Here is an 11926-nt window from a genome sequence, read left to right on the forward strand (position 1 = left end):
GGACTTAGTTTCAGCCATTTTCATGTTGATCAAGGCTGATAGCTGAGAGAAGTTCCACATTATTTTGTGATCTGGATCTTGTTTAGAGCTATTATTTTAATGCGAATGAAACTGATAATTGATCTCATTACAGCGTGGGTGCATGATGTGCCGCAAAATTACAGGGAATAAAGTGCTTTGCCCTGCCTTGAGATTCTTTGACGTTGTGAGTGCATCATGAAACGCAGTTTGGTTGGTCTTATTTTATGTGTCGTGAGCGCCTTGGTTGCACCGGCAGCTTTGGCGGACACCGCAGCGAACCAAACGGTGGCCGATCCGTCTTATGATTGGCTTCGGGATGACACCCGTCAGTCAGCGGCCGTGCTGAATTTCCTGCAGCAGGAAAACCAGCGCACTGAGTCACAGCTGGCGGCTCAGCAAACTTTGGAGCAAACCTTGTTGGCAGAGTGGCAGTCACGCAGCCGACAATCTGCTTTGCAGCCATGGCGGCTGCAGGGGGAGTTCAATTATCGCGTCGATGCATCGAGCCAGCAGCTGATCCGGAAAAACACTCAAACCCAGGCGGAAACTGTGGTGCTTGATCTGAGCACACGTCGCGAGGGTGCGGCTTATTATTCGCTGGGGAACTGGCGGGTGAGCCCGGACTATCGCTGGGTAGCGCTGGCCGAAGATCGCCGGGGCGATCGCAATTATCAAATTTCTGTGATTGCGCTGGACTCGGGAAAAGCACAGTCAGCGGTGCTGTCAGGTGTCACCACGGATCTGGTGTGGAGCAATGACAGCCAGAGCCTCTATGTCGTCGGCAATGAGGCGAAAACCTATCGCCCCAACCGGGTGCTGCGCTGGGTGTGGCAAACCGACACCACACAAGAGCTGTTCCGGGAAGCCGATCTGGCCTGGATGGTCTCGATCTATCCGTCGACTTCAGGCCAGCATGTGCTGATCCAGAGCAACAATCACAACAGCAGTGAGCAACATCTGGTGGATCGCAATACCGGCCGCTCGCTGGGATTGATCCGGGCGCGGGAGTCCGGGGTGGAGTATTACGCCGATGTCCGTCATGACACCCTGTATTTGTCGAGCAACCTCGACGGCGACTTTGCGCTCTATCAGGCAGCGCTTGCTGAGCCAACCCGGCCCTGGAAGGCAATCTGGCAGACTCCGCCAACACAGCATCTGAAAAACTGGTTGTTGTATCCACAGCACATTGTGCTGGAAATCAGCCGCCAGCAGTACAGCGATCTGGTGGTGCTGAATTATCAGGGTGAGACGTTGTACCAGCAAACCATGACGCCGTCTGGTGGAGTTGCCTGGTTGTCCGGCAACAGCAGTCGTTATGGTCAGTCGGTCCGGATCCGCCGGATGTCGATGGCGCAGCCGCCGCAGTGGCTGGTGCTGGATCTCGGGACATTTGAGATGAAGGTGCTGGGCGAAGACCGCTATCAGAACATCGAGCCGCAGCTGTATCGCAGCGAGCAGATCCAGGTCATGCATGATGGTGTCTCGGTACCGGTGTCCCTGGTATACCGAGAGGATCAACTAACGGCGCACTCCCCGGTGGTGCTGTATGGCTACGGCGCTTACGGCACACCGATGCGGCCTTATTTTATGCCTCAGGTACTGAGCCTGCTTGATCGCGGCATGATCTATGCCATTGCCCATGTGCGCGGTGGCGGATACCTTGGCCCGGCCTGGTATGAGCAAGGCAAAGGGATGAATAAACCCAATGCCTTTGCCGACTACCTCGCCGTGGCGCAAACCCTGAAGCAATACCGCGGCGGAAAAAATCGCCCGTTGCTGGCCATCGGCGGCAGTGCCGGCGGCACGCTGGTGGCGACGGCGCTCAATCAACAGCCGACGCTGTTTAGCGCCGCGGTGTTGCAAGTCCCGTTTGTCGATGTAGTGGCGACTATGTCTGATCCGACGCTACCGCTGACCCGCCAGGAATATGCCGAGTGGGGCGATCCGCGCGATCCGGCGCAGCGGGCCGTGATGGCCGCTTATAGTCCGATCGATAATATTGCCCGCCAAGCCTACCCGCCGATGCTGGTGACGGCCGGACTGTACGACAGCCAGGTGCCTTACTGGGAGCCGGCAAAGTGGGTGGCCAAAGTGCGTGAGCTGAGTGCCGGCAGCGGTCCCTATCTGTTGCAGACCAATATGCAGGGCGGCCATCGGCAGGATACCCGCCGGGCACAGCAGCAACAAGCCCGGGAGTATGCTTTCTTACTCCGCCAGGCTGGTTCGCTGCGCCATCCCGATACCCGATAACCTGAATTCGTGATGATTTTGCCGGCGGCCAGGCCGCCGGTAGGGATCTGTCATGCTGAAATTTGTCTTTCATCCCATAAACCCGGAGAACCGACCATGCAATTAAAGCCCGTGCCATTGGCTTTTTTGTCTTTATTTGGCCTGAGCAGCCACAGCGCTGTTGCAGAAGATGTGACCGCAATTTCGACCATTGTCGTCACGGCCAACAAGATTGAGAAGCCGCTGTCTGAGACCAATGGCTCGGTGGCGGTGATCACCAGTGAAGCGATGACCCGGGAAGGCGCAACTGAGCTGTACGATGCCCTCAATCATGAGCCGGGGATCAGCGTTTCCGGCGGGGCCGGCCGGCCGCAGAATATTACGATCCGCGGGATGAGCGGCAACCGGGTTGCGGTGATCAAAGATGGTGTGCGCGTGGCGGACGGTTATGGCGCCGATGATCTCAATGATGTGGCCGGTCATAACAGTTTCGACCTGGGGGATGTCAAGCAGATTGAAGTGGTCAAAGGCGCCGGCTCATCCCTTTATGGCTCGGGTGCGGTCGGCGGCGTGGTGGTGCTGACCTCGAAAGCGCCCGGCGATTACCTGAGGCAACGCGACAGTTACTGGGGGATTGAAGGCGGTTATGCCGGGATCAGTAACAAATACCGGACCGCCCTGACGACAGCACAGCGTTTCGGTGACTCCGATCACCTGCTGCGCCTGAGCTACTGGACGGGGAGTGAGTCGAAAAACCATGACGAATCACTCTACCTGCGTGATGTGGACGGTTTCTATGCGGCGCTGAGCAGCGAATGGTTTGTCAGCCCGCAGTGGATGCTGAAGGGCAAACTCAGCTATTACCAGCAGGAGGCGCTGCGCGAGGAAGGCCAGCCGCCGATCCAGGAGGATGGCAAAGGCTGGATCGCAAAAGATTTTCATGAGCAGGGTCGGGTCACCACCCTGGAATCCCGCGTCGGCGCGGAATGGGAAGGGACAGGGGGGCTGGCTGATCAGGCCGATTTCAACCTGTATTACCGCCTGACGGAAAATGACAGTGAATTACGGGTTGCGATGGCGCGGGTGCAGGAATCTCTATTGTTTAAGCGCCGTCAGATTGACAGCCGCCAGTTTCGAGATGCGCTGTTGGGCGGCTCTGCCGAGATGCAAAAGCGGATATCTCTGGGAAGCGCCAACCATACGTTTGCCTGGGGGGTGACACTGGAGTCGACCCGGCATGAACGCCCGGTGGAAAAGCTGATGATTGACTGGAATGGTGAGCAGCGCACCGAATCGGCGCCGTTTGCCGAAGCGACTACAGATCGTTTTGGCGTGTATGTGCATGATGATATTGACTGGGGTCGCTGGAATCTGACGCCAGGATTGCGGTTCGACTACCAGCGCCTGAGTCCGGGCGGTGCTGATTCGATCGGCACGGAAGCATTGGGTCGCTACGCGCTGGACACTACCGATCACAGTGAAATCTCACCAAGCCTGTCGCTGGCTTACCAGTGGACCGATGCTCTTAATACCTATCTGAGCTACACCCACGGATTCCGGGCGCCTTCTTATGCCAAGGCTTATGGTTTCGTGCCGCATCTGAACGGTGATTTGGGCAGCTTTGTGATTCAGCCAAACCCGGATCTGGGGGCAGAGACCAGTGACAATGTCGAGCTGGGCAGCAAGTACGATGATGGCCGCCTGGCGGTCTATGGTGCCCTGTTTTACTCCGTCTTTGATGATTTCATTGATGAGCAGGTGGTGGGTTGGGACGATGCCAACCAGCATGCCATCGTGCAATACCAGAACCTGAACGGGGTCAAAACCTACGGTGCAGAGCTGACGGTCCGATATACGTTGACCGACGCGCTGGCAATCAGCAGCAAGCTGGGGATTGTCGATGGTGAAGATGAGCAGGGTGAGGCAATCCGCGCGCTCACGCCGCTGGAAGGTAACACCCAGCTGGACTATCTGGCCGAGGACTGGGACGGCTTTGTTCGCGCCAACTATGCCGGGGCGATGGATCGGGTACCGACCTGCTACGGCGAGCTGGGGATGGCAGAGACCTGTGCCGAAACATCCGGCTGGCTGACGGTGGACTTGGGCGCGGGCTATTTTGTAACGCCTGATTTTCGTCTCAATCTCGCGATTCATAACCTGCTGGACCGGGACTACATCCGTTATCAGGATGTCGCCGGCGTTGCCGCGAAGGATACGACCTTCTCGACTCAGCCGGGTCGTTATTTCAACCTTAACGCGCAATATAGTTTCTAGGAGGTCGTCATGAACCGATTGAATCTGGCGGCTTCTGTGGTGGTTGCCGCTGTATCTGCGCCGTCTGTTGCGGCGCCGCACCTGGATTATCCCCAGTTGATGCCGGCGATTGGTACTGTGGCAGAAGCGAAATCTTATGTGCAGTCCCATTATCCCGATACCGAAACCTTAGTTCACCGCTATACCCGTCATAGTCTGCTGGGGACACACTATAACTTCGTCCAGCAGAATGCAGACGGCCAGCCTTGCGAAGGCGCGGTGGTGGTGACCACGGATCAGAATGGCGTGTTGTACCGGGTGTTTCATGCGCTGGTGGACAACCCGGCGTCCTGTGACCTGAATCAGCCGCTGCCGCCGCGCGCGCATCAGCTGACGGTGCCGCCGGCCGGTGAGATTGTGCAAACTCAGATGCAGGTGTTCGATCCCGATCCGCGGACCGCCGTCGGCTGGGCCATTGAAGGTGAGCACAGCAATGTCGCTGAAATCACCATTCCGGCTGAAGCTTACCAGCATGTTGCCGGGGTTGAGGTGACCCAGCATGATGGTCAGCTCTATCTGGCCAATGCACGGGTGATCGCGGTGGACTTTACCGAGATGCATGCGCTGGATCTGGGGCCGAAGCAGGGACTGGTCACGGTCGAAGACAGTACCGGATTTAACATTACCCGTCAGGAGGCTGCTTTTCGCGATGTGAATGCTTTCTATCACCTCGATCATTCATTGCAGTATCTCGAGCAACTTGGGTTCGTCGGCGACAAAGCTCTGTTTACCGCGCCGCTGAAAATTGATGCGCAGGGACAAAGCACCAATAACTCCACCTACCTGAGTGATGTGGGGATGCTGGCGATGGGGGTCGGCGGGGTACCGGACAGTGAAGATGCCGATGTCGTGCTGCATGAGTTTGGTCATGCGATCAACGACAAGCTGGTGCCGGACTGGAAGGGGGGCGACAGCGAAGCCATCGGTGAAGGATTCGGTGACTACTGGGCCGGGGCATATAGTTTCTGGGTGCAGCGCGATCGCAGTGACCCCTTTGAACTGGATGTGTTTGCCAACTGGGACGGTGCTGCCGGGGCGAACAAGGCCCAGCGTTCGCTCAATGACACCGAAGCACGCTATTACCCGGAGATGGAGTACCGGGCTCATGTCTCTGTCTACGGCACGCTGAGCGATCAATTGTGGTCGACGCCCTTGTTCCAGAGTCTGAAGCAGGGTGTAGCGATTTACGGTAACGACGCATTTGACGAATTCAACCGGATTGTGCTGGAAGGAATGGCCGGGATGGGCTTTGGCATGAAAATGTCGGATCTGGCGCGCTCAACCGTTGATGCCGCGCAGCGCCTGTATCCGAACAAGGATTATGCCCGCCTGCTAGCGGCCCGATTCAAGCAACACGGGATTTTGAGTGATGCTGTGGTGCTGGCTCAGTCTGATTCAGCAGTAACCATCCCGACGGCGCAATCTGACACCCGAACAGCAACCCTGACGGCAACGCTGGTCAACACCACCGATCAGCCCTTGGAGAGCTACCGGGCCGAGTTGGCGATTCCTGCAATCGGGTGGCACCGGGTGATCAGCCAGGAATCCATTGCTGCAGGCGCGCAACAGTCGATTGCAGCAGAATTACCGCTGCCTTCGACCCTGCAATGCGGGGAACGTTTCGAGATGACGGCCGACATTGAAACCCGTCATGACGTCACCCAGCGGGCGCAGCAAAGTCAGCAGCAACTGACGTTTACCTTTGGTCAGCCGGTGCTCTCACTGCCGTTGCAGCAATCAGCGCGTCCCCTGGCGGATGCCCGTCAGGTCAACGAGAGCAAAATTGTTCTGGGTGAATCCTTGTCCGCGTTCAAAGCCGGAGATGCCGGCGGGGTGGTGGACGATAACTTTGCGGTGCACCTGTCACTAAGTCATCCGCGGTTTGCTGAGCTGAAAGTGGTGCTGCGGGCACCTTCCGGTGCCGGTGTGACCCTGATGGATTACCAGGATCATCCGTTACCTGATTTCAGCCACACCCTGACCCTGGTCAATACGCCCAAACTGGCGGCATTGCGTGGGGAGTTATTGGCCGGGAACTGGATCCTTGAGATCACCGACCGGGTTGTCGGTGCAAGCGGTGAGTTGCATCGCTGGGGGATCGGCCATGTAACCGGTTACCAGTGCGGCGAGCACAAGGATAGGTCGGGAACACCAACCACGAGTCAACCCGATGGCTCGGCAGGAGAGCCCGGATCGTCCGGCGGTGCTGCCGGATGGCTCAGTCTGTTGGCCGGCCTGGTCATCGGCGTCTTCAGACGCAAACACACACCATATTCAACCCAATAAGAGATAGCCTGATGAGAAAGTTTCAACTTGCGATGCTGCCGGTTGCACTGACGGTTGCCCTGAGCGGCTGTAACAGCTCCGGCACCGATTCAGCGGCAGACGAAAGCAGCTTCCTAAACTATGACGTTTCCGGTGAAGTGACCTCAACGGCGGTGCAGGTCCCCTATACAATCTGCGCCGATTTTAACCGTGACTGGCAATGCGGCAGTGATGAGCCTTCGCTCAATGCAGACCAATACAGTTTTAAGCTCTCCAGCCCGGATATCCGGGTGCAGACTTCCCCGCTGGTGGTGAAGGCAAGTCTGTCAGCTGTGACCAAATCCGGCGTGAATGCCGAAGTGCTTCTGGCTGCGCCGCCAGCGCGGGATACCCCCCATACCCAGATCAACGGCATTACAACCCTGGTGGTCGGGGAGATGCTGACCGGCTCCAGCAAGGCAGATGCTGTGGCGAAGGTGACGGCAAACCTCAAGGCTCTGGGACTGAGCGCTGATATTATGCGCGACAGCCACCAGAGCGAGCTGGCGACAATGGATCAGCAGGTGATCCGGGTCCTGGCAGCGCTGGCTGAACGTGATGTGCCTTACGAGCAAGTGGTGGCCGGGCTGGCGCATGGCTTGAAGCTTTATGGTCAGGAGATCCTGGATGGTACCTTGAGCAGCATCCAGAAAAATCATATTCAAGAGCTGGGTCGTGTTGAATTCAAGCCTTTGAATGACACCGGTATGAAGCAACACCTGAACCTGGCTGCCGGCGGGATGGATACCCAAGCGGATCCGGATGCGCCGGGTCAGGATGCCAGCTATGGCCTGGATGTGAGCGACGGCGGATTCAAGCTGACCAAGCTGGATGAGACCGGTAAGCCGCTGGCTGAGGACAGCACGACCTGGGCTTGTGTGAAAGACGAGCGGACGGGGCTGATCTGGGAAGTGAAGGCGGATGATCCGACATCTTACCGTGACAAGCACCGCCTGTTTGCTTATGAAACCGAAACGCTCAAGCCCCATGCCGAGGACTTGGCCCTGGCATCATGTCAAACCGACGGTGTTGGCGTTTGTACCACACAGGAATATGCCAACAAGCTCAATACGTCCGGCTATTGTGGCAAAACCAACTGGCGGGTCCCGACGATGAACGAGCAGTTTGACTTGCTGGACTTCGGGGAAACGACCACCGACGAGACTGGAAACACTTATGGCCTGCCGGTGAAGTACTTTAACGATCAATACATAGGTCACCCGGATTTGGCCTACGGCTATTACTGGTCATCAACTTTGCTGCGCACTGATCCGGGGTATACCTCCGGCAAAGGGATTGCTCACCTGACCCAAATGACGGTGAAAGACGAGACCGGGCTGGGGGAAATCACGGCTTTCTACGCCCTGTGCGAAGAAGGACAGAAGGAAGATTGTGATTCTCCAAACGCATTAACACTCCGTATGGTTGCAGAATAAGGAATCTAACATGTTGAAAAAAGCACTACTTGCCGTGACCTGCTCTGTGTTGATGGCCGGCAATGCTGCCGCAAGCCTACAGAGTTGTTACAACGATTTGCCAAACAGCGCTCCGGATATCCGCTTTCAGGACAATGACAACGGTACGGTGACCGATCTGCAAACCAACCTGATTTGGCGTCGCTGCCTGTTGGGGATGACCTGGAATGCCACCACACAGCAGTGTGATGGTGAGCCAAGCGTTTACAGTTGGAAGCAGGCGCTGTTCCAAACTGAATTAAATTATCAGGATGCCAGCGAGAGCGGCAAGTCCTGGCGGATGCCGAATATCAAAGAGCTGGTAAGTCTGCGAGAAGTGGCCTGTATCTCTCCGGCGCTGAATCTCCAGGCGTTTCCAGGCTTGTTCCGAGAGGAAGCGGATAAATGGGAGATGAACAGAACGGTCTGGTCGGCAACGCCTCATGCACAGAGCCAGACGATTCTGACCTTTGGTCTGAATGACGGCATGACAACGCATTTTGGTCCACAAGATGTTGAGCTTGGTGTGTTGCTGGTCAAAGATGGCAAGTAATCACGCCGTGATTTGATAGTGCATGGATGATACCGCAGCCCGACTGCGGTATTTTTTTCCTTGATGCCGAGGGCAGGAAGGAGGGTTTGCAGCTAAACAACAGGGATAAAAAAAGCCTCGTCTTGCGACAAGGCTCTTTAAAGTGGCTCCCCCTGCTGGACTTGGACGGGGCGGCCTCCCGCCAGCGACAATTCGCGCGAAGCGAGAACTTGGGGTATAAAAAAAGCCTCGTCTTGCGACAAGGCTCTTTAAAGTGGCTCCCCCTGCTGGACTTGAACCAGCGACATACGGATTAACAGTCCGCCGTTCTACCGACTGAACTAAGGGGGAATTGTTTTTTTTACTGTGTTGCGTGTCGCACCACAATTAATATGGTGCCTCGAGGCGGAATCGAACCACCGACACGAGGATTTTCAATCCTCTGCTCTACCGACTGAGCTATCGAGGCAAATGGTGCCGACTACCGGAATCGAACTGGTGACCTACTGATTACAAGTCAGTTGCTCTACCTACTGAGCTAAGTCGGCACACAAATTTGGCTCCCCCTGCTGGACTTGAACCAGCGACATACGGATTAACAGTCCGCCGTTCTACCGACTGAACTAAGGGGGAATAAATTGTTATTGCGTTGCGTGTTTCGCACTACAATGAAACATGATGCTTGAGTGCGGAATCGACCGCGCCCGGCCAGGGACCGACACATGATTGCGCAGCAATCACAAATGGTTTGGCTATCGTGATGAGCACCACATTGTAAAATGGTGCCTCGAGGCGGAATCGAACCACCGACACGAGGATTTTCAATCCTCTGCTCTACCGACTGAGCTATCGAGGCAAATGGTGCCGACTACCGGAATCGAACTGGTGACCTACTGATTACAAGTCAGTTGCTCTACCTACTGAGCTAAGTCGGCACACAAATATGCGTGTTATCAGGCGATGGCCTAATAACGAATTTGGCTCCCCCTGCGGGACTCGAACCTGCGACATACGGATTAACAGTCCGCCGTTCTACCAACTGAACTAAGGGGGAATTATTTTTTTGTGCCTGCTTCGCAGCGCACTGAAATATGATGCTTCGAGTACGGAATCGACCGCGCCCGGCCAGTGACCGACACATGATTGCGGAGCAATCATCGAGGGTTTAGCTATCGTTACCAGCACCACATTATAAAAATGGTGCCTCGAGGCGGAATCGAACCACCGACACGAGGATTTTCAATCCTCTGCTCTACCGACTGAGCTATCGAGGCAACGGAGCGCTATTAAACGGGTTTTCGCTCTTGGCGTCAACCTCTTTTTTTACAAAAACGTCCGCTTGCTCGCTTTTTGTACATGCGGGTAGGTTTACGCTATTTCATTGTCATTTCATCAGATTTTGCCGCGATTGAATTCCTGTTGGAACTTGGTCACTTTCTGCAAATAGCGGCGTGCTTCCGCTTTGGGGTGCTTGTTGGTCAGCGCCCAGTAAACTTGGTTTGGCTGTAAGTTATTGAGATCCTGCATGGCGCGTTTACGGTTGTTGTGAAAGGTTTTCAACACCCCGCCGGTGCCGCCGTTGTAGGCCGAGATCATACTGTAGTGGAGGGACAGGGGATCGCGGATCTGTTTGAGATAGCGGTTACGCAGGATATAGAAATATGCGGTGCCGGTATCTATATTCTTAGCCGGATCAAACAGGTATTGTGGGGATGGCTTGCCGGATTTGTTTTTGACCAGCTTGAACACGTCCGCCCCGGCCGTATTGGGCACCACCTGCATCAGGCCATAGGCGTTGGCATGGCTGACCGCATAGGGGTTGAAGCTGCTCTCGGTTTTGATAATGGCGTAGATCAGATCTTCCGCGATCCCGTAGCGGCGGGAAGCATCGCGGACAATGCTGGCATACTTATAGCTTCGCTTGTTGATGTGATCGGCCACCATGGGGATTTCGACATAGTAGGCCTGTTGGTAGCGGACCTGGCGCTTTTTCAACTGGGTGGCGATCAGGTGGTCGGCGAACTGGTTGGCCCGCCAGGACCATTCAATCGGTTTTTTGTCCTGATCCAGTACCTGGCCGTAGAGAAAGGGCTTGCCGTTGAACTCGATCGCCGAGGCGGAATAGAGATCGACACCAGCCGGATCGTCCGGGGTCAGCAGGGTGGTGGTGATGGCTTCTTTAAGGTGCTTTTCAGGCTCGGTAGTTGCGACGGTTTCAACGATGATCATTCCGCGAACGAAATCGACATGGGCCCGGCTCTGGTAGCCGTCGGTATATTTTACATACTGACGTTTGCCGGCCACCAAGTTGTCGTCCTCACCCCAGTAGCGATGGACCTGGCCGCTGAAGCTGGCCATCAGGCGGTCTAATGCCGCAGCATCTTTGGTGAACTGGCCGGGCAGCGGGGCCAGGTTTTTGGCAAACCGGTTGGTGGTGCCGTAGTCGACATCATAGATCTTTTCGACAAATTCGCGGCTGCAGCCGCTGAGCATCAGCAGTGAGAAGATGAGAGCGCGTTTTTTCATAATCCCGAAAGAAAAAAGACATCACTTGTTGGGCACAAATGATGTCATTTTCTGGTACTTAGCGTAAGTATTTTTCGTCCCAAAGCGGGAAAGCGTGATGTGCTGGCTTATTTCTCGCTCGGCGGAGTATAGCCGTCGATCACTACGTCCTGGCCTTCGAACAGAAATTTCACCATTTCGGTTTCCAGCAGCTTGCGGTGCTCCGGATCCATCATGTTCAGTTTCTTTTCATTGATCAGCATGGTTTGCTTGCCTTGCCACTCAGCCCAGGCTTCTTTGGAAATGTTGTCGAAAATACGCTTGCCCAGCTCGCCCGGATACAGTTGAAAATCCAGGCCTTCCGCTTCTTTCTTCAGGCGGGCGCAAAATACGGTACGGCTCATCGGGTGGCTCCTTCAGTTAAACCTTCATGAGTACGGCTCCATTTATACCAGAGAGCGGCTTGAGCTGCCAGATTTCCCCCGGAGTGCAGGGACAGCGAGTCGGTTGAGGGACAGGTACGTCTGCAAAATCAACTTGATTGAAACAAAAGCCCTGCAAATAACAG

The 11926-nt window shown here is 55.6% G+C and carries 7 protein-coding genes and 8 tRNA genes; 5 read left to right on the forward strand and 10 right to left on the reverse strand.

Annotation, left to right across the window (positions count from 1 at the left end):
* Positions 1-216: 216 nt before the first annotated feature.
* The 5 genes from NNL38_RS02090 to NNL38_RS02110 all read left to right on the forward strand — a co-directional run bounded on the left by NNL38_RS02090 (position 217) and on the right by NNL38_RS02110 (position 8874).
* Entirely contained in the window at positions 217-2271 is a 2055-nt protein-coding gene (locus NNL38_RS02090; RefSeq protein WP_255389382.1) for a prolyl oligopeptidase family serine peptidase, read from the forward strand.
* 96 nt (positions 2272-2367) lie between these two features.
* A complete protein-coding gene (locus tag NNL38_RS02095) occupies positions 2368-4524 on the forward strand; it encodes a TonB-dependent hemoglobin/transferrin/lactoferrin family receptor (protein ID WP_255389383.1) in 2157 nt (718 codons plus the stop codon).
* Positions 4525-4533: 9 nt separating this feature from the next.
* Positions 4534-6849 carry a proprotein convertase P-domain-containing protein gene (locus NNL38_RS02100; protein WP_255389384.1) on the forward strand — a complete coding sequence of 772 codons (2316 nt, stop codon included), beginning with the start codon at positions 4534-4536 and terminating at the stop codon, positions 6847-6849.
* Between the two features lie 11 nt (positions 6850-6860).
* Complete coding sequence (locus NNL38_RS02105) at positions 6861-8303, forward strand: Lcl C-terminal domain-containing protein (RefSeq protein ID WP_255389385.1); 1443 nt, start codon at positions 6861-6863, stop codon at positions 8301-8303.
* A gap of 10 nt (positions 8304-8313) precedes the next feature.
* Positions 8314-8874 carry an Lcl C-terminal domain-containing protein gene (locus NNL38_RS02110; protein ID WP_255389386.1) on the forward strand — a complete coding sequence of 187 codons (561 nt, stop codon included), beginning with the start codon at positions 8314-8316 and terminating at the stop codon, positions 8872-8874.
* 254 nt (positions 8875-9128) lie between these two features.
* On the opposite strand, the gene NNL38_RS02115 is transcribed toward NNL38_RS02110, so the two are convergent.
* From NNL38_RS02115 to NNL38_RS02160, 10 genes are all read right to left on the reverse strand, one after another.
* Positions 9129-9204 (reverse strand) — tRNA-Asn (locus tag NNL38_RS02115).
* A 42-nt stretch (positions 9205-9246) separates the two neighbouring features.
* A tRNA-Phe gene (locus tag NNL38_RS02120) sits at positions 9247-9322 on the reverse strand.
* A 3-nt stretch (positions 9323-9325) separates the two neighbouring features.
* Positions 9326-9401: transfer RNA gene (locus tag NNL38_RS02125), tRNA-Thr, on the reverse strand.
* A 9-nt stretch (positions 9402-9410) separates the two neighbouring features.
* A tRNA-Asn gene (locus tag NNL38_RS02130) sits at positions 9411-9486 on the reverse strand.
* A 147-nt stretch (positions 9487-9633) separates the two neighbouring features.
* Positions 9634-9709, reverse strand: a tRNA-Phe gene (locus NNL38_RS02135).
* 3 nt (positions 9710-9712) lie between these two features.
* Positions 9713-9788 (reverse strand) — tRNA-Thr (locus tag NNL38_RS02140).
* Between the two features lie 43 nt (positions 9789-9831).
* A tRNA-Asn gene (locus NNL38_RS02145) sits at positions 9832-9907 on the reverse strand.
* Between the two features lie 144 nt (positions 9908-10051).
* Positions 10052-10127, reverse strand: a tRNA-Phe gene (locus NNL38_RS02150).
* 118 nt (positions 10128-10245) lie between these two features.
* Positions 10246-11379: a membrane-bound lytic murein transglycosylase MltC gene (mltC, locus tag NNL38_RS02155; RefSeq protein ID WP_255389387.1), complete on the reverse strand. Its 1134-nt coding sequence runs from the start codon at positions 11377-11379 to the stop codon at positions 10246-10248.
* Positions 11380-11486: 107 nt separating this feature from the next.
* Positions 11487-11762 carry an oxidative damage protection protein gene (locus NNL38_RS02160; RefSeq protein ID WP_255389388.1) on the reverse strand — a complete coding sequence of 92 codons (276 nt, stop codon included), beginning with the start codon at positions 11760-11762 and terminating at the stop codon, positions 11487-11489.
* Between the last annotated feature and the right edge of the window lie 164 nt (positions 11763-11926).

Origin of the sequence: Photobacterium atrarenae (assembly GCF_024380015.1) — a bacterium.
Taxonomy (GTDB): Bacteria; Pseudomonadota; Gammaproteobacteria; order Enterobacterales; family Vibrionaceae; genus Photobacterium; species Photobacterium atrarenae.

Excerpts from the sequence above, each read along its gene's own strand:
- NNL38_RS02090 (WP_255389382.1), top strand. The coding sequence starts at position 217 with ATGAAACGCAGTTTGGTTGGTCTTATTTTATGTGTCGTGAGCGCCTTG.
- NNL38_RS02095 (WP_255389383.1), top strand. The coding sequence starts at position 2,368 with ATGCAATTAAAGCCCGTGCCATTGGCTTTTTTGTCTTTATTTGGCCTG.
- NNL38_RS02100 (WP_255389384.1), top strand. The coding sequence starts at position 4,534 with ATGAACCGATTGAATCTGGCGGCTTCTGTGGTGGTTGCCGCTGTATCT.
- NNL38_RS02105 (WP_255389385.1), top strand. The coding sequence starts at position 6,861 with ATGAGAAAGTTTCAACTTGCGATGCTGCCGGTTGCACTGACGGTTGCC.
- NNL38_RS02110 (WP_255389386.1), top strand. The coding sequence starts at position 8,314 with ATGTTGAAAAAAGCACTACTTGCCGTGACCTGCTCTGTGTTGATGGCC.
- mltC (WP_255389387.1), bottom strand. The coding sequence starts at position 11,379 with ATGAAAAAACGCGCTCTCATCTTCTCACTGCTGATGCTCAGCGGCTGC.
- NNL38_RS02160 (WP_255389388.1), bottom strand. The coding sequence starts at position 11,762 with ATGAGCCGTACCGTATTTTGCGCCCGCCTGAAGAAAGAAGCGGAAGGC.